Genomic DNA, 19,410 nt, shown 5'->3' with positions numbered 1-19,410 from the left:
AGGGAATTGGATGATAAAGAAGTACTGAAGCTTTGTTTCAGTGCTTTTTTAGAGCCTTTTATGAGAATTTTTCAAGTAATCATTTATAATAAGAAATAAGAGGGTGGTCATATGCTTGATGAGTTAAGCAATTTAATAATATTTGCAGTAATTTGTATAATTGCTACTTTGCTTTTTCTTTTTTCAACAAAGTTATTTTTTACTCAAATAAATATGCGGCGTCATTTGAAGAAGGTACTGCAACGGAATCGCGCGGAAATTCGGCAGGCGAAGGGCAATAAGGCACAGCGCTTTGAGGTATATAAGCGCGTGTATAATAACGCGATTTATAGTGGACGGCGCTTTAGGGGAGCAAGACGGCAAAGAAAGTATGAGCAGCGTATGAATGCTGAGCTAAATTTGATGTTTAGAAACCCAGTTACAGCGCTTTTTTCTTGGTTGAAATCAGTCGTATTTGGTTTAGCTACAATCTTTTTATTACTTTGTAGTCTAGTATTTGGCACAATTGCTGTAGATGAGTTTAAGGCATCGTCTTTAACACTGCCAACAGTAAATCCACAAATAGCACTAAAGCTAGATAATGATTTTAACTTTGATTTCGACAATGGACTTAAGCAGCTTTTCAATATGCTCACGGTCGGTGGGCCGAGTCGCTCAAATTTTAATGTTGAGAAGGTTGCAACTGCAGATATTACACCTGTCTATAAGGAAAAGGATTACCCAAATGATGTAACAAATGCAGAGCAGCTAGGACAGGCAATTGCCCATTATATGGGGCAGTTTGAAAATAATTTTACGATTCAATATTATGGCACAGCACCTGACTTGCAGCAAGTTGTGGATGATGCAATGCTATGGCTAGAGGGGCATGAGCCCTATTTGTCACGCTTACGTAGGGAGCTTACTTGGCGAGCTAAAGATTATCGCAATGGGCATATCGAGTTTCAAATCGAAGCTACATATGATATGACAGCGGAGCAAAATGCACTTGTAAAGGGAATGGTTAAGCAAATTGTAAGTGCAATGCCAAGCAATTTATCAGATGTAGATAAGGTTAAATATGTTAATGATTATATTGTGACGAATACGCAATACAACTTGGACAGCAAGGTAAGTCCATACACGCCATATTCCATTTTGGCGAATGGTGAAGGTGTCTGTGAGGGCTATGCATTAACGGCGCTGCTTTTATTAGATGAACTTAATATAGAGACGAAATATATTTCAGGTGAAGTTATTTCAGGCGAGCTGCATGCCTGGAATTTAGTGAAGCTGGATGGGGAATGGTACCACTTAGACACGACATGGAATGATCCTGTTCCAGATCAAGGCAACAAAGTGTTTTACAATTATTTTTTAATCTCTGATGAACAAATTTCAAAGGATCATATTTGGGACACATCGAAATACCCTGCGACTGCGGGGCAAGGATATATGTAGGAGGGAATGCCAAATGAATAGGGCATTCCTTATTTTTATATCTATTGATTATTCTACACAAAAATAATTTTTAGCAGCATATGATGATAAAAAGCTTTGTAAGGAAAGGAGTAAACGCTTGCTGAAAGTAGTAAGTGAAGCATTTTTTAAGCACTATATTGACCGAGAATTTTTTATAAAGGGCATGAAGTGGTACGTGTGGCTATGCTCACTTAGCTTGATTGCGATGATGATGTTTTTCATACTTTATGCATATCCAAATACGCAGAAATTCAGATGTATTGTTGGTGGCATTGTGTGCGGTGCTGCATCAATAGTTTATTTTAAGCATGAGAAAAATAAAAATACTCATAATCAATTAGGAGATGAAAAGGAGACGTTTCAGAATAATATCCAATTAATGAGGAGCGTATTAATAGAAAATAATATTATAAGATTTGAGCAGTTAAATATGCTGATTAACTTAGCAGAAGCCGAGTTATCAGGCTTGCGCTTGAGTGAAAAGCTAAGAAAATGGTTGTACGGAATTATTTCAGCCATTCTTATTCCAAGTACTACTTTTATCTCAACATTAATCGGTAATTATGAGCAAACGATTAACTATATATTGCAAGTTTTTTCACTTGTATTGATGTTAGTAGTTATTTATCAGCCAATTAAATATTTACTATATTGGTCACTCGATACAGAATCTCAACAAATGCTTATTTTGAAGCGCTATCTTGAGGATGTGAAGATGCTTGATTATGTGAGGTGAAAAAGACTGTAGGGGTTTTATCGTTCCTACAGCCTTTAAGTTATTGCAATGGTAAAAAGCTTGATTGCCATATGCCATTTTTATTTTGAATCATGCGCCACATACTTTGATCTCCATTAGGTAGGGTGAACACGATGGCACCTTCATTTCCTTTAACTTGAAAATCACCAGTTTGTATATATTCAGCATATTGAGTTGCAGTAAAGCGATCTTTCTCTAGCTGAGAAAATGAGCTGTTTTGGTGTATATGCTCTTCCTCTGTCCATTGTATATGCTCTGTTGTATACATGCGATAGAAGGTCCGCTTATCTACTAAAAATTGCGCATATAATTGGACGCGTACATAGGTTAGTGGGTCAACATTGCGAAATACTTCAATATCATTAGAATTTTTAAAAGCGGTATATAAGTTTCGTTCCTGCTCTGTCCAGAGTGTTTTTTCGATAGCTTTGCTGTCATAGCCTAATACTTTTCCATCAATTTGCTCAAGCGAGATAATCTCTATTTTATCGGCTGACCAATTGTCAGGAATTACGAAAATTTCTTTTTCGGAAAGTTGCGTTGTAGGATAGTTAAAAAAGAAGATTTCCTTAGCAGCCTTCGAATCGCCGAATTTCCCAATATAACTTTCATACGCAGCATCTCCCATAATCTTTGCAAACATATATTTATAAGGTATTACAACTGCATTAATCACCACAGAGCCATTTATAATTTCAATCGTTTCATCTGGTAAACCAAGTACACGGCTGATTTTTTGCTGTCCATCACTTGCTGTGTAAGTAATGATGTCTAAACGCTCTAATTTATCCAATTGTGGGTCAACAACAATTGGATAGTGTGTGTATTCGTTATTGCCCTGTTCCATTGCATCGGTTGTTAATTCGATTGTATATTGCTGTCCTGACAATGAGTCGATTAGCGGAATATGTTCTTTTTGGTCAAGGTTACTATATAAATCACCTACCAATCGTTCCCATGTATTATCACTATTTTTGGCAACAATGCGCGCAGCTTTGTCACTAATTGCAAACCAATAGGCAAATCCATCTTGAAGAGGAATTTGTGTTGCTTGCTGTTCGCCAACGATAATTTGTTGAATCATTGTTGTATCAATGATTCCAGCATACATAAAAGGCTCTTGGACAGTTGAACTCCAAAATTCCTTACCTAAATAAGGCTTACTTTGTACACCCGTTGATTGCTTCCACTGCCATCCATTTTGATAGTCAAAATAGGCTAAAAAGATTTTCTCCTCTTCTCCATATTCAATAAAGGCAACAAGAGCATCGTTATCCTTTAAATAATTAAATTGCTGAAAAATAACTTCATAATTTACACCATGCATTTTTTCTTCAAAATAGCGAGTAAACTGTGCCTGTTTATCATCTGTTTGCAATAAGCTTGTGCCAATAAATAATGCTAATAATGTGACAAAGCTTGCTACAGTAAATAAAATAGTCCAGCTTTTCTTTTTAGGTTGCTTGACTTGCTGAATTACGTAATTTTCATTTTTTTGCGTGAAACGTGTTTTGCCTTCAAGCACTTCCTTTAGCTCCCGCTTAATATTATTCATAAAAGTCACCTCCCAATTGAAGCTCACCTAGTGATGTTTTTAATAAATCTCGGCCTCGCCTTAATCTTGTTTTAATGGTATTTTCAGAGGTATTTAATAGTGTCGCAATTTCTAAGCTTGTCATGTCCTCATAATAAAACAGTACTATCACTTCTCGATATTTAATAGGGAGCTCAAGTACAGCTTTGGCAATTGCGTGTTGCTCTAATTTTTTTAATGTTTGCTGCTCACTTGAAGGCATTGTTTGTTGTTTATTTTTCCAAAAGCCTTCTAAAATACGCAGTCTATTTTTTATGCTGCGCAAATAATCACAGCTTTTATGTATTGTCATCTTAGCTAAATATGTTTTGATATTTGCCTGTCCTTTATATTGCTGGGCTTGGAAATATTTAATGAAAACATCCTGTACGATATCCTCTGCAACTGTCCAATTTTTCACATATACATAAGACAGGCGCGTTAGATAATCGCCATACAAATGCATTAATTCTTTCATTTCATCTGTATTCAAAGCTGAACCTCCTTTCCTCACGCAATAGACGGATGAACGATGGAAATAGTTTCAAAAATAACTAGAATTCATTTAGCAAGCCTCGGGGCGATTGATAATATTTAACATAGTTCGTAAAAAATACTTAATTGTTCTCTTAAAAAACACAGTTGTATTATTCTAATATAAAATGTATGATTATTTAAAATAAATAAACAATAACCCGGATTTATGGAGGAAAGAAATGAAGGCAGTCATTGAAAAGTGGAACAGTATTAACCTTGTAACTAGAATTCTTGTCGGTATTATTATCGGGGTTGTTCTAGCATTAACTGTTCCAGATGCAGTAAGTGGTATTACAATTTTAGGTACATTATTTGTTGGGGCACTAAAGGCTGTAGCGCCTGTGCTTGTATTCGTCTTAGTTATTAATGCGCTTGCTTCACATGTTAGTGGCAAGGCTACAAATATGAAAACAGTAATTTTGCTTTATGCAGTTAGCACATTTTTAGCTGGTTTTGTTGCGGTAATCGTAAGCTTTATTTTCCCAACGGAGCTAACATTAAAAACAGGTGCACAAGAGATTGCTCCGCCAAGTGGAGTTATGGAAGTACTACAATCGCTATTATTTAATATCGTTTCCAATCCAGTGAGTGCGATTATGAATGCTAATTATCTTGGAATTTTGGCATGGGCTGTGTTGCTTGGTATCGCATTAAAGGCATCGAATGATTCAACTAAAACAATGCTGGCAAATTTATCGGATGCTGTGACAAAAATTGTGCAGTGGATTATTAGCTTAGCACCGTTTGGAATTATGGGGATTGTCTTTGAGTCAATTGCGACAACGGGTATAGAAGCACTTCGTGAGTATTTGCAATTAATTGTTATTTTAGTAATGACAATGTTCTTTGTCGCATTAGTAGTAAACCCATTAATTGTCTTTATTGTGGCACGTCGTAATCCATATCCACTTATTTTAACTTGTTTAAAGGATAGTGGGCTTACAGCATTCTTTACACGTAGCTCTGCGGCTAATATTCCAGTAAATATGGCATTAGCTGAAAAACTAAAGCTAAACAAGGATACATATGCGGTATCGATTCCTTTAGGAGCAACAATAAATATGGCGGGGGCAGCTGTAACGATTTCTGTCTTAACGATGGCAGCGGCACATACGCTAGGCATTGAAGTAGATATTTTCACAGCAGTTATTTTAATGGTACTATCCGCAGTTTCGGCAGCTGGTGCATCAGGTGTTGCAGGTGGTTCATTATTATTAATACCTCTTGCATGTAGCTTGTTAGGTATTTCAGATGATGTTGCGATGCAAGTTGTAGCAATCGGCTTTATTATCGGCGTTGTACAGGATTCTTGTGAAACGGCCTTAAACTCTTCATCGGACGTTGTATTTACAGCAGCAGCAGAGTATGCAAAAGAGCGAAAAAAATAAAAATATGAAGGGGCTGTAGGAAATATTCACTTTTCCGACAGCCCTTTTCTAGCTACTTGCTTTAATAGTATGGTGACAGTAATTACATTCGTACCAGTTGCTATTTTCAAATTTTTTCTTGAGTTTCTCTTGTTTACCGCATGCTGGGTACATATCACCTGGTCGATAGTCTGGGCGTTCCTCTCTGCCGCCACAATGAATGCAGATGTAATATGTTCCACTCGGCTTTACTTTGTAACAACTTTCTCTGCTATCAATTGTCAGGGCGCAACAACGGCAATGATTAATATAAACGTTGTAATCGTGTTTGCTTGTTCCATTAGCATGCATACAGCTATAGATTGTCACATTATAACTTGCTGATAAGCACAAATAGCGTAAATTTACTATGAATGCTTCTTTACAGTAACTACATTTTAAACGCTCAATAATTTCCTCAAGTCTGATGACCCAGCTAGCAAGTTTATTATCTCCTTGATTTAACTCAGATAAATTAGGGATTATATGGGCTACTGATAATAGCTCATATAATGTCCAATTTTCATAGTGTTTATTATTTTGTTGTTTTTTCTGAATAATACACCCAGTCTTGATTTAATTTAGGTAGTTACAAAGAACCTTGGCAGGGAAACACAGGATGGTCGTATCAATAAATTTGGTTTTTTATCTGATTTATCACATAAGAATACTAAATAAATGAAAAAGCATTACAATTTCGATTGTTCGATTAAAGGAGACTTGCGATTCACAGAAGATGAAATCTCCTATTTCATTCCGAATAAATGCGAAGTTCCATCGTCTCGTCATAAAGAGCGAAGTAAGGAGATAGTATTTGTTGCGCCTAATGCTTTTTATTTGGAGTAACCTTAGATAGTAAGGTATCTATGAAATGATAAAGCTTGTGCAAGCGAGGTTCGCTGTAAAAATCCAATTGTCGTTTGGTTGTATACAATATAAATACTTTTCATGATTTTACAATTTCACTTAACTCGTGTATATTAATAAATAATAGGTTTCAATTTAAAATTTTGAGAGGTGAAGTGCATGAGTGATGCAGGTATTCAATAGGACAAATTATATGAAATAACTGCTATAACATTGAAAAGGGATTTTTTTGCCCTTTATTTGTTATGGAGTTATTTTGAACCTATGAAGATACCTACAGTACTCGAAAAAGCACATATTACAAATTGATTTTTCTATTCAACGAGTAGAGATTCTATTTGTAATATATACCTTTTGACGATATTAAGGCTGCGGTGTATTTTTCCGTAGCCTTTTTGTATAAAAATTTAATTGAAATCTAATATGCAGGTATCTTCATTGATTATCATTTACAAAGAGGAGACTATCAATGAATCATACAACATTTGAGAAATTGCAATTTATAGAATTAAAAGAGCTAGTAAAAGGGTATTGTGTCAGTAGTTTAGGGAAGCAATTACTTGATCAATTAGGCCCTTCAACAAATATAAATGTCGTAAAATTACGCTTAAATGAAACAACGGAGGCATGCGTTCTACTAGATGCGAATGGGCATATTCCGTTACATGGTATTTCAAATATAGAAAATCTAATACAAAAAATAGATAAAGGAATTATACTTGAGCCCAGAGAATTACTTAGTATTTCCGACTTTTTACGTGGCTGTCGAAAAATCAAGCACTTTATGCAAGCAAATGAATTTTTCGCTCCTACACTTGCAAATTACGCAAATTCAATGACTGAGTTCAATGCAATAGAGGAAGAAATTAATTTTGCAATCAAAGGTAATCGTGTAGATTCCGCGGCTAGTCGAGAATTAAGAAAAATTCGTCAGCATATCGAAATGACAGAAGGAAAAATTAAAGAGCGTCTTGATAAGTTTTTAAATAATAAAGCGAATAAAGATTATATTCAAGAATTTTTTATTACGAAAAAAAATGATCGTTTTACAATTCCGATTAAGGCTTCATTTAAAAATCAGGTTTCGGGAACAATTGTTGAACTATCATCAAAAGGTTCAACGGCTTTTATAGAGCCTAATGCAGTAGCGAAATTAAACGTGGAGTTAGCTATGTTAAAGTCTGATGAGGCGATAGAAGAATATCAAATTTTGGCTACTTTATCTGGCTTACTTAACGAGAAAATTGCAGCGATCACTACTAATATAGAGCTTATTAGTCAGTATGATATGATTTTTGCAAAAGCGAAGTTTAGTAAAGCAACTAATGGCATAGAACCTAAATTAAATGAAGTTGGCTATATTAAATTAGTAAATGCACAACATCCGCTACTATTTAAAACTGCGGTGCCACTTCAATTTGAATTAGGCCATGAGTATAGAGGACTTATTATTACAGGGCCAAATGCAGGTGGAAAAACAATTGTATTAAAAACGATAGGCTTACTGACATTAGCTACAATGGCTGGCTTGCACATTACAGCACAAGAGGGCACAGAAATATCATTATTCCAACATGTACTTGTTGATATAGGTGATAATCAAAGCATTGAAAATGCATTAAGCACCTTTTCATCTCATGTGAAAAATTTATCTGATATTTTACAAGTCGCAAATAATCATACGTTATTGTTATTTGATGAAATTGGCAGTGGTACAGAGCCTAATGAAGGAGCTGCACTTGCTATCTCTATATTAGAGGAATTTTACAAACGAGGTTGTATCACAGTAGCAACAACTCATTATGGAGAAATAAAAAATTTCTCTGAGCTACATCCGGACTTTATAAATGCGGCCATGAAATTTAATCAAGAAACTTTAGAACCGTTATATCAATTAATGATAGGCACCTCTGGAAATAGCAACGCTCTATGGATTTCTAAGAAAATGGGCATCCAAGAGAGCATCTTAGAAAGAGCGAAAATTTATATGAAGGATAAAAACTATTGTTTAGATAAAGTGAATCAACTTTATGTTCGTAAACTATTGTGATGAATAGATAAACAGAAGTTTAAACTATCTTTCATGTTGTTAAATATAATTGAGTAAGGGTACTTTTTGTTTACTAACATCTTTTATAATACATTGAAAGAAAATGATATATTAGAAGTGTAGACGTTTACTGGGGGATTTCGAAATGTTCAACTATAAAATTTTAGAAAATATCGCAATGGAAATATTGCATCAGGCTTTTGTTGAGGCCTTTTCAGATTATGCAGTAAAAATGGATTTGCCGCTCGAACGCTTTCAACAAATGCTCCAAAGGCGAGGATTTACGCCAGAGCTTTCGCTAGGGGCGTTTGATGGCGAGAAGCTAGTTGGTTTTGTCTTCAATGGCTTTAGAGAATGGGATGGGAAGCTGACAGTTTATGATCTTGGGACAGGTGTTGTGCCAGAATATCGTAGACAAGGAATTACAAATGAAATGCTGAAGCGTATTACGAAGATGGTGAAGGAAAAGCAGGCGCAGCAATATTTACTAGAGGTGCTTCAGGCAAATGTATCGGCAACGGAGCTTTATAAGAAGCAAGGGTTCAAAGTAGTACGTGAATTAGAGTGCTATCAAATAAGTGCAAGCGATTTTGTGCCCGCTACAACGTGTATAGTAGAGCAAATAGAGCCGCAGCAATTTAGCGATTTTATGGATTTTACACCGTCATGGCAAAATTCCAATGACTCAATTCGAGCAGTATCTGAGTCATTTTCTTATGTAGGTGTTCGTATGAACGACGTTATTGTTGGTTATGGCATTATCGATAAAAAAACTGGTGATATTCCACAAATTGCTGTTCATCAAAAGTACCGTGGTCAAGGCATTGCGACAAGTATTATATCAGAGTTAATAAAACATACGGAATCGGAAAAGGTGAGTCTGCTAAATGTAGATAGTCAGTGTGAATCATTGAAAAGGTTTTTAGTAGCAAGAGGTTTTACGCGTTTTGTTGATCAGTATGAGATGATTTTAGCATTTTAAATAGAATCAAAGAGACATTGAGAATTTCTTAATGTCTTTTTTGTGTGTGAGAGCGATACTTCCAATATTATTAGCAAAATTAAAAGCTAAAAGAAAAAGACAGGTAATACGTTATTCCCTTAATCCTTGTTATATAATGAACATATCAAAAGCGTAAAGAAATAGTGGCTATTAACTCATTTTAACAATGAGTTTTTAGGAGGAGTTTATATTGATGAATGAGGGCTTTTTTGAACGAAAGAAAAAGGAGCTTGGTGTGGCATTAAATGACAAGCAGAAGGCAGCTGTATTAAGCAATGAAGGACCTCTGCTAATACTCGCTTCTCCTGGGTCTGGGAAAACGACGACAATCATTATGAAAATTGGCTATTTAATTGAAATAAAAGGAGTAAACCCTGCACGCATCAAAGCAGTGACCTTTAGCAGAGCCTCAGCAAATGATATGAAGGAACGATTTAAAAAATTTTTCCCGAAGCTACCGCAAGTTGATTTTTCAACAATTCATAGTCTAGCATATAAAATAGTACAAGAGCATTTTAGGAATCTAAATATTAGCTATCAATTGATTGAAGGAAGCGATAGTGATAGGTATTTAAATAAAAGAACGATTTTAAGAAATATTTATAAACAAGTGAATAATGAGCGAATTACCGAAGACAAATTAGAGGAGCTCATTACTAGCATCAGTTATATAAAAAATAAGCTATTACCTAAGGAGCAGTGGTTAGAGTTTCAAAGTATAATTCCTAAGTTTAGCTTAATTGTCGATCGCTATAAGCACATTAAAGAGAGTAATCGTATGCAGCTACTGTTGGATTATGACGATATGCTAATAATTGCTAATAATGCGTTGCAGCAAAATCCAAGTTTGCTCGCAAAATATCAAGGAAGCTTTGACTTTGTGCTTACTGATGAAAGCCAAGATACGTCATTAGTGCAGCATAAAATAATTGAGCAGCTTGTACAACGACATAAAAATTTATGCGTAGTAGCTGATGATGACCAATCTATTTACGGCTGGCGCGGTGCAGAGCCTCAATATCTTCTTGATTTTAAAAATGTGTATCCAACAGCGAAAATAATTTTTATGGAACAAAACTATAGATCATCTAAAAATATTGTTGCTACTGCAAATGAATTTATTAAACAAAACAATAAACGCTATCATAAAAATATGTTTACAGAAAATCCTGAGAGCAGGCCAATTGTGTTTAAGCAGCTAATGAATAGCAGCTTACAGCCAAAACATTTAGCGCTAGAAGTGAAACATTTAAATGACTTTAAAAATACGGCTATTCTATATCGAAACAATATTTCATCCATTGTATTAATCGACTATTTTGAACGAGAGGGCATTCCTTTTTATATGAAAGATTCAGATAATCTGTTTTTCAATCATTGGCTGGTGGAAGATGTTTTGAATTTTATGCGATTGTCCTTTGATTTACGGCGAATCGATATTTTTGAAAAAATATATACGAAATTTGGTGGTTATTTTTCAAGGGAGCAGCTTGAGAAATTAAGAAGAATACCTGGAGACGAATCAGTTTTCGATAAATTATTACAGCTGCCGAATTTGCAAAATTACCAAAAGCCATATATTGAAGGGTATAAAAAATCCTATGAAAAAATAAAAACTTGCACGATTAAAGAGGTAATTCGAATTATTCGTAAAGAATTAGGACTTGATTCGGTTATCGAAAATGGAAGCAAAAGGTTCGGTTATAACGCTGACAGCTTATTTGATATTTTAAATACGTTAGCAATGATTGCTGAAAGTACTAGTACAATGAAGGAGTTTGCTGAAAGATTAAAATATTTAGATGCAGTAATGAAGGAATCAAAAAAATATCGAGGTAAAAATGCTGTAACCTTTTCTACATTTCATAGCTCAAAAGGCTTAGAGTTTGAAAACGTCTATATGATTGATTTAATCGATGGTGTTATTCCATCAGTATTCCCAAAAGACGATGACAAATCGGAAGATTGGAAAGAAGAAAGAGAAGAAGAGGTGAGGCTTTTTTACGTAGGTATGACAAGAGCGATTCACAATTTGCAGCTCGTTACGTATTCAAGGAAGTTCGAGAAAAATGTAGATGCTTCACAGTTTTGGAAACATGTAAAAAGGATTGTGAACCAATCCATAAAGCATACCGAGCAATATCGAATTCCAAGCACACAATATAAAGTATCTAAACCGAAAGAGCATAAGCGAAATAACCCCAATGCGCTGAAGGATAAAAATTTGTTAAAAAACGGCACTATAATAAAGCACCATGTTTTCGGTAATGGTAAAATTATTTCCTGCGATACTGAAACAATCGAAATTCAATTTTCGCAAAATATTAAAAAGCTACAAATCGCAATTTGTATTGAGCATGGTTTGATAGAGTTAGTAGAGTAAGACCTTTCTAGGTACTCTGCTTTTCCTAATAATCATTTCAGTACTTTTCAGGCGAATCGAAACTTTGCATCTTTTCTCTAGTTATCTGAGGAAGGATGTTTTTTCTTAAATTAAGTATTTTAACAAGTATATGGAAAAATAGTATAATTAAAAATAATAGCTTCAGCATGATTAAAAGGAGTGATTTGTCATGCAGCATAAGGATAATTTAGTAATAATATGGACAGATTATGATGAAGCGGGATTAACGATTGCTAAGAAAGCTATTAATCTTCTACACTGTCCATATAAAATTATTGGGCGTGATGGGCAGCTATTTACAAATATTGAGCAATATGAGAAATGGCTTCTACATGAGGGACAGCATGAACAGGAACAGCAATTAGGAGGTGTAGAGCAATGGAAGGCATGGGTGTAAATACGCCAATTTCAATTTTCCAAAGCGATTATTTTTCAGCAGAGTTTATGAAATCAATGCGAGATTTAGCTTCTTTGTCCGCTGTTTTGAAGGATTTAAGTACAGAAAAAATGTACGATTCACCTCCTGAAATTATTCGTTTTTTAAATATTATTCAATTGCTGAACGAGGCATCATTAGGGATTCGTGATCCAATAGATAATGAAGATACGCTTTATTACCGCTATCGGAGCATATATACAAATGATGATGAGCCACCAACTATGCAAACGATTCAGCGAGTATTGCATATTTTAGAGCGCAATAACTGGGTAATGAAACAAACGCGACACATTAAGCTGATGGACCGTGGAAAACGCCTAATGGATGGCTTAATTCGGATGGGAAATGATGCACTTGCTTATTATTTGCAGGACGATATTGGTCGCTCACTATTTCAAGCGAGGCGTGATGCAGAGATTAGTGCAGCCTATGATGATAAAGGGATATCAGGAGGCAATAAAATTGCTTCGATGATTTATAATGTCGAGCAAGCAATTGAACAGCTTGAAAGTCGTCAATTAGAATTTTTAGCAGATCGTAATGCTTTGCCTCAGCTTAAGCAAATTAATCAATTAATGCAGGAACTTGAGGAGAAAATGACTGAGCGTTTAGCACAGTTTCAAACATTAGAGGAAAGCCTTGTCATGAGCAATTTAATCCATCGTGGAACAGCTACAATGACCAAAGGAACAGCCTTAAGCTTAAGTGTGTTAACAAAATATATTCGCTTTGTTAATATGCAACTGACACCAATAGAGGAAACGATTTCGCCGGAGAAGGTGCGTAATTTTATTTTATCGATATATGAGCCACCACTGCACTCGAATATTCCAACAACACACGATATTTTTAGTTTTATGGAGCAAAATCAATATAAGGATGAAACATTTGATGGCTTGTGGTTACCAGTAAAATTTGCTGCACAAATTGGCAAGGAGGATGTTCATTATGCAGTACAATATTTAGAAACCTATGAGCCAAAGCTTGAGGGAGATATAGAAGAGATTGAGGAACCTATATATGAAGATGTTGAGGTAGTGAATAGCTCAATAGGGGAAGTGTTTGAGTCGGTGAATTGGCAAATGACAAAGGCACAAATCGATACTTCAAAAATCGAAGACTATTTAGAAGAACAAGGTAAAACAGAAATTGAGCAGTTAATTGTAGAATCCAGCTCAAACAAGTGGCATGATGCGATTTTATCCATGCTAGCACTATCTGCTTTAACAAGCAATAACAAAATAGAGACACAAGCAAAGGCTGAAACGCAGGACTTTGACAAGGAATGGGAGTGGATAGATGATGACGATAAACGATATACCATACGCAAGCTCACTAGCGATGATTAATCAACTAAAGGGTTATTTAACAACAGAGGAGGAGCTTGCTTTTATGCAGCTATTGTTTTCTTCATCAGCTTCAATAAAAGGAGCAAATTATGGGTTACGTCGTGTTGAACTAGAGAAAATTTTAAACATTAAAAATGATGATGAAGCATTGCATTCTTTTATTCAACGTGTGAATGGAGCGGTGCAGCGTTATTTTAAAATTGTGTATGATGAGCGACGTGATCGCATTGTAGCGATGATGCGTGTTACAGCCAATAATGCGAAATCAACATTAAGCCACGAAGCATTAGCCATTTTGTTATATATGTTTTATCAGCAAGAAGTTCTGGGGCATGCGTTTACATTATTGCACCAGCTCTTACTTGATTTTGGGCATGAATCATTAAATGCGAATCGAAAAATGAAGATGAATATTGACCAATTGAAAAAAGTTGGTGCTGTTGAGGATTATACAGAATCCTCTGAAGAAGCGTATCAGCTTACAACAATTGGTGTACATTTATTTTCGGACTCATTTTTACATCGTACTGTAGAATTTGCACAAGAGACGAAGTTGAATAAAGAAGAAGTAATGAAATTTTTCAAACGCTATAATTTGTATGTGGAGGAGGATGAGCAATGATTCCATATGTATTGAAAATACATGGCGTCCGCGACTATGCATCGCGTAGTATTGCCCTTGGGGAGGCTCATGAACACATACTTATTACAGGACCGAATGGTGTTGGAAAATCAACATTAACTTTTTGTATTGGAGCAATTTTTTATTCAGCTAAGGTTGATATTGAAGGCTTGCGTTCGAATAATCTAGCGGCGGATAAGCCATGGAATGCAAGAATGGCACTTATATTTAAAAATGAAGGGTCGACACGCATTGATGGCCCACCTTTTATTGCCTTTGAGTTAATTGTCCATCAACCTGTAAAAAACGGCGTAATTCAAAAGGAATATCGTGTTTTAACAGGTGAGACGGAGGAGCATCTAACAAATGTCATTTCCTATACATCTGGTAATACGATGGGGCGTAATTTTAGCGCTTATAAAGAAGATTTACAAAATAAATATAAAATTGATCCAGATTTATATTATTTAATTTGGTACCAGCAGGAAGTAAATCAATTTGCTGCGATGAATCCAGAGGAACGCTTTCGTCAATTTAGCAATATGTTTCATATTACAGATATGCAAAAGCAGTGGGAGGCTGCGCTAGAAAGTGTGAGAGAAGTGGAACGTGAAATTGAGCAGCTATCCTCCATTGTAAGAGCAGCAGAGTCTAATTTAAGAGTTGCTGAAAACGATTTTAATAATTTTAAAAATAATCGTCGACGTTTAATCGAGAATGGTAGCAAATACTATACATTTACGACAGTGCTACTGCGAAAATTTACGAATGAGCTGGAGAAGGAACGTGCGGTTTTGTTACAGCTCAAAGAAGAGAAAAAGGGGCTACTACAACAGCAAGAGGTATGTAAGCACCAGAAAGAGGTTGCTATACAGCGTTTAAAAAATTTAGAAGATGAAAACGCGGAAATTGTAAAGCAGTTAACAGAGAAAAAAGCAGAACTAAAAGAATGGCAAGGCAAGGAATCAGAGCTGCAAAAAGAGTGCAATCAATTATTGCAGCAGCTTGAAGCGATTTCTGAAAAAGCAAAGCTCCTGCGTTTTGATGAAGAAACAACCTTTGCTAAATACGATGATGTCGTAGCGACGAAAAAGCAACTAGAGGAACAGGAGGAGCAATTGCAGCAGCTTGCGCAAAGCTTAAAGGAGCAAGAACAAAAGATAATGAAGGAAAGTGCCAAAATAGAGGCAAATTATCACAGTTTCCAACAGCAGCTTGAAAAAGCGTATAAGGATGTAGACTTGTATACGAGCAGTAGCCATATTGAATCACAGATTAAACAAGCAAATATAAAACTGGAAGAAATCTTTAAAGAGCAGCAATCCATCGTGCCTAGAATAAATAAGAGCGAGCAGATGATTCAGCAATTGCAAAAAAAGCAAGTAAGATCTACACGCCAGCAGCAAGGGCTTCAGGATTTACGTAAAAAAGGTATGGAAGCTTATACATTACGGGAATTACTTGAGCTTGCGCCAAACGCTTCCTTAAAATTAGAGGAGAAAATTGAAGCGATTAAATATACGATTTTTTATAATGGTTCTAGCTATAGACCTATTAATGACTTATATTATGTGCCGTTAAAGCAAGTTGTACCAGACCGTATTATCGTAAATCTCCCTCAGCTTGGCTTACAAATGCGGAGCGATTTATCAGAGCAACTGCAAAACTATGCGAATAAGGCATTATGGTGGGTTGAGCAATTTTTTATTAAAGCACCGCAAATCAAAAACGGCATTTTAATTGATGAACGTGGTAGCCGAGGAGCACAGGAGCAACTGCAATATATTTTAAGTGATGTCGCTATTCAGCAAATGCTACAAGAGCAAGAAAATATATTAGTTAGCTTGAAGCAAGCGAAAGCTAAGCTAGATCAACAATATGATAATAACCAAACAATTATTCAGCAATTATACGGAGCAAAGCGTGAAATCCAAGAGGCGGAAAGCATTTTGTTGCGTGAAGGAGAGCTGGGTCGCTATAAAAAGCAGTTAGAACAGTTGGACGAGCAACTATCTTCGATTTACGATACACAAAATGATACGGAGAAAGAGCAGCACGAAACACAGAAGCAGCTAGTAAGCATAGAACATGAATTTAAATTATTAATAAAGGAATGTCAAATTTATGAGGAGCTCGGAGCGGCAGCAGCGCAGCAAAGGCAGTTACAGCAGCTAGAAGAACAATTAAATACAGCCCAGCAAAATGTAAAGCTACTTAATCAGCAGCGAGGACATTTTGTATCGAAATTAGAGAACAAAACAAGTGAAGTACAGCTTCAAAGTATCGAAACCAGAAAATGTCAGGCGGATGTGGAGTTCGTTGAAGAAAATTTAACAAAAAATAATTTGAAGATAAGTCATACTAATGAAAGAATAGATATATTAGATGTTGAGAAAGAATCTTTAACAATTAAACTGCATGAGCTAGAGCAAATTTTGCCACAAGAAGCATATGTTATTGATGAGGCGGTATCAATAACGTTGAGTAAGGAAACGTTACGAAATGGTCAAGAGCAGTATGCAGCTGCCTTTGAAAACGCGCGAACTGAAAAGGTAAATGTGAATGCAGAGAAAAACTATGAAGTTATGAAAAATGATTTTGACCGTAAGAAAAATGAGCTTGCAACCGCTGAAATACTTCTTGAGGAAAATGCTAATCGAGCAGCAGAAAATGAGGACAAGCTCGAAACGACTATTAATATGCATTTAACTAAAATCAATTTACTTTTCCAAAAATATATGGATCAGTTCTATTTTGAAGGGAAAATTGAAAAAGAGAGAGTAGAAGAAAAAAAGACAGGTCGCATTAAATACTTACTTTTTGTAAAGGCACGTAAAATTGGTCATGGTGGTGACATGGAAGATGTTAGCTTAAAAGCTCGACATGGTAAAGTAGGAAAAGGTGTTTCTGGTGGTGAGGAATCACTAAGTTCCTTGCTTTTTGCATTAGCTTTACTACAAAACTTATCCATTTCACCAAGCTATATTGTGCTTGATGAATTCGATAGTGCATTAGACGACGAGCGTAAGGATAAAGTATTTGATTTATATGCGAAGGAGCTAAAGCGTAAGCTAATTATTTTATCACCAAAAGGTCATGATAGCTCCTACTATAATTATTTCTCAAAAGCATTTATTATCGAACATAATTCTTCTATTCCACAAAGCTTTATTAGAGGAGTGGAGAGGAAAGAAGGATAGCTTATAAGAATGCCTAGTTGAAGAAAAGCTTCAAAATATCGGATGGATTGGTTAGTTAGACAAATAAAATAATTGCAAAACGGGAAAGCACACGCGAGATTTTAATAGAATAACAGTAGGCTGAAGGGAAAGTATGTGAACATCTTCTTTCTCTTCAGTTGTTTTTCTCTATTAAGCCATCAATATTTCTATGCTATAATTTAGAAGAGGGGGAGGTGAAGAAAATGAACACTGAAAACATAATAATGGACGTGTTACAACAGCTTGTAGTGAGTGTTGATGGCATGAAACAAAATATGAATAAACGCTTTAATCGAGTGGAGGAGGGTTTAGAAAAAGTAGAGACAAGACTCGCAGATGTGGAAGTGCGCCTCGAAAAAGTAGAGACAAGACTTGCAGATGTGGAGGTACGCCTCGATAAAGTAGAGACAAGACTCGCAGATGTGGAGGTACGCCTCGAAAAAGTAGAGACAAGACTTGCCGATGTGGAAGTGCGTCTGGAAAATGTAGAAACAGATCTTGCCGATGTAAAGGAACGACTAGGAAATGTAGAGTCTCGCGTGGAAGCATTGGAAAAAACAAATGGTAGTCTAGGTGAGATGTTTGAATATACAATAAAACTTCAGCAAGAGGCATCGGATAAAATTCATGATGTATTACAATTCCACGCGCACAAAATTACTGAAAATGAAAAAAATATTTTCTTTTTGAAGTATAAGTTATCCTCTTAAGTATTTATTTAACTGCATATGTATAAGACCTCATTTGAATTTTCTAATATCGTATCTTTTCGGATTAAATTATTTCCTTTTTGTAATTGAGGCTGGGTGGCTAATTAGCTAAGCTTAAAAAAGCGGCTCATCTCCTTCAAAAAAGGATAAAGCCGCTTTTCTTTATTTTAATGTACTTTGCATGAATGCTTTCATCTCATGGCTTAGAACCGTTAATTCTTCAATAATTTCGCTAAAATCTTGAACTAGCTGAGCTTGCTCATTTGTAGCCTCGTTTATTTGTCCCATATTTTGTTTTAAATTTTCTAGGTTGCGGTTAATATTTTTTAACGAGCCTTCAATATTTTCAGTTGCACTCGATGTTTCTTGAGACATTTTACGAACTTCCTGTGCTACGATGTTGAAGCCTGCACCATGTTGACCAGCGCGAGCTGCTTCGATTGAAGCATTTAAGCCAAGTAAGTTTGTTTGACGAGAAATACTTTTAATTAAATCTGTAATGGCATTTGTCTTTTCGGCATCCTCTAATGCATGCTGAGCTTGACGATTAATCTCCTCACTTGTCGCGGCCAACTCTTCAGAGTGAGAAGCGATTGTATGTACTTTATCTTGTAGGCTTGTGACAATCGTATTCATTTGGTCCATATACTTTTCAAGCTTTACAGCACTATCGATTGGTAAACCGAAAGCAAGTGCGCCTACAACTTTACCATTTTCTTTGATTGGGAATGAGAAAGCATTTACTGCAACGCCATATACATCTTCTGGAATAATAACATCTGCATTTTTTCCGTTAAATGCAAGAAACACATTTTCATCGCTTGTGTTAATTTGATCTCCATCTTTATAACCAGTATCTACTCGTTTACCAGCTAAATATTTAATCATTTTATTATCTTCTTTTCGACAGACAGCTACTATCGCTTCTTCTTTTAAGGCAAGGTGAATATAAGGTGCTGACATTGCAAGTGCTTCGATAATATTCATGCTTAATTCCTCCAAGTTTCGTTA

The 19,410-nt window shown here is 35.6% G+C and carries 13 protein-coding genes and 1 pseudogene; 11 read left to right on the top strand and 3 right to left on the bottom strand.

Annotated elements, in window-relative coordinates; all coding sequences use genetic code 11:
• Window positions 1–111 precede the first annotated feature (111 nt).
• Window positions 112–1,440 (top strand): transglutaminase domain-containing protein, encoded by a 1,329-nt coding sequence (locus TY13_RS12385; protein WP_042476384.1) that lies wholly within the window; start codon window positions 112–114, stop codon window positions 1,438–1,440.
• Between the two features lie 118 nt (window positions 1,441–1,558).
• Complete coding sequence (locus TY13_RS12380; protein WP_042476382.1) at window positions 1,559–2,197, top strand: hypothetical protein; 639 nt, start codon at window positions 1,559–1,561, stop codon at window positions 2,195–2,197.
• 40 nt (window positions 2,198–2,237) lie between these two features.
• Here TY13_RS12380 and TY13_RS12375 read toward each other — a convergent pair whose 3' ends face one another.
• Together TY13_RS12375 and TY13_RS12370 are read right to left on the bottom strand one after the other, a co-directional pair.
• Window positions 2,238–3,773 carry a S26 family signal peptidase gene (locus TY13_RS12375; RefSeq protein WP_042476379.1) on the bottom strand — a complete coding sequence of 512 codons (1,536 nt, stop codon included), beginning with the start codon at window positions 3,771–3,773 and terminating at the stop codon, window positions 2,238–2,240.
• Window positions 3,766–4,284 (bottom strand): sigma-70 family RNA polymerase sigma factor, encoded by a 519-nt coding sequence (locus TY13_RS12370; RefSeq protein WP_081796986.1) that lies wholly within the window; start codon window positions 4,282–4,284, stop codon window positions 3,766–3,768. The genes TY13_RS12375 and TY13_RS12370 overlap by 8 nt, the downstream gene beginning before the upstream one ends.
• 223 nt (window positions 4,285–4,507) lie before the next feature.
• Between TY13_RS12370 and sstT the strand changes: the two genes are divergently transcribed.
• From sstT to TY13_RS12325, 9 genes and pseudogenes are all read left to right on the top strand, one after another.
• Complete coding sequence (gene sstT / locus TY13_RS12365) at window positions 4,508–5,716, top strand: serine/threonine transporter SstT (RefSeq protein WP_042476376.1); 1,209 nt, start codon at window positions 4,508–4,510, stop codon at window positions 5,714–5,716.
• A 1,354-nt stretch (window positions 5,717–7,070) separates the two neighbouring features.
• Window positions 7,071–8,642 (top strand): annotated as a pseudogene (locus TY13_RS12360) (endonuclease MutS2); the annotation flags it as partial.
• A gap of 154 nt (window positions 8,643–8,796) precedes the next feature.
• The gene (locus TY13_RS12355; protein WP_042476373.1) at window positions 8,797–9,633 is read left to right on the top strand and encodes a GNAT family N-acetyltransferase; all 837 of its coding nucleotides are present in this window, start codon (window positions 8,797–8,799) and stop codon (window positions 9,631–9,633) included.
• Window positions 9,634–9,847: 214 nt separating this feature from the next.
• Window positions 9,848–12,037, top strand: coding sequence for an ATP-dependent helicase (locus tag TY13_RS12350; protein ID WP_042476372.1), 2,190 nt, complete (start codon window positions 9,848–9,850; stop codon window positions 12,035–12,037).
• 190 nt (window positions 12,038–12,227) lie between these two features.
• Window positions 12,228–12,455: a toprim domain-containing protein gene (locus tag TY13_RS12345; protein ID WP_042476369.1), complete on the top strand. Its 228-nt coding sequence runs from the start codon at window positions 12,228–12,230 to the stop codon at window positions 12,453–12,455.
• Window positions 12,437–13,846: a hypothetical protein gene (locus TY13_RS12340; RefSeq protein ID WP_042476365.1), complete on the top strand. Its 1,410-nt coding sequence runs from the start codon at window positions 12,437–12,439 to the stop codon at window positions 13,844–13,846. Before TY13_RS12345 ends, TY13_RS12340 begins: the two co-directional genes overlap by 19 nt.
• Window positions 13,800–14,468, top strand: coding sequence for a hypothetical protein (locus tag TY13_RS12335; protein ID WP_042476363.1), 669 nt, complete (start codon window positions 13,800–13,802; stop codon window positions 14,466–14,468). Before TY13_RS12340 ends, TY13_RS12335 begins: the two co-directional genes overlap by 47 nt.
• Window positions 14,465–17,668 carry an AAA family ATPase gene (locus TY13_RS12330; protein WP_042476360.1) on the top strand — a complete coding sequence of 1,068 codons (3,204 nt, stop codon included), beginning with the start codon at window positions 14,465–14,467 and terminating at the stop codon, window positions 17,666–17,668. Before TY13_RS12335 ends, TY13_RS12330 begins: the two co-directional genes overlap by 4 nt.
• Before the next feature lie 224 nt (window positions 17,669–17,892).
• Window positions 17,893–18,399 carry a hypothetical protein gene (locus TY13_RS12325; protein WP_052344326.1) on the top strand — a complete coding sequence of 169 codons (507 nt, stop codon included), beginning with the start codon at window positions 17,893–17,895 and terminating at the stop codon, window positions 18,397–18,399.
• A gap of 162 nt (window positions 18,400–18,561) precedes the next feature.
• On the opposite strand, the gene TY13_RS12320 is transcribed toward TY13_RS12325, so the two are convergent.
• The gene (locus TY13_RS12320) at window positions 18,562–19,386 is read right to left on the bottom strand and encodes a methyl-accepting chemotaxis protein (protein WP_042476357.1); all 825 of its coding nucleotides are present in this window, start codon (window positions 19,384–19,386) and stop codon (window positions 18,562–18,564) included.
• Window positions 19,387–19,410: the final 24 nt, after the last annotated feature.

It is taken from the genome of Bacillus ndiopicus, from assembly GCF_000612805.1.
In the GTDB taxonomy this organism is placed as follows: Bacteria; Bacillota; Bacilli; order Bacillales_A; family Planococcaceae; genus Metasolibacillus; species Metasolibacillus ndiopicus.
Note: the sequence above shows the minus strand (reverse complement) of the source record. Positions and strands in the feature narration are given on the sequence as shown.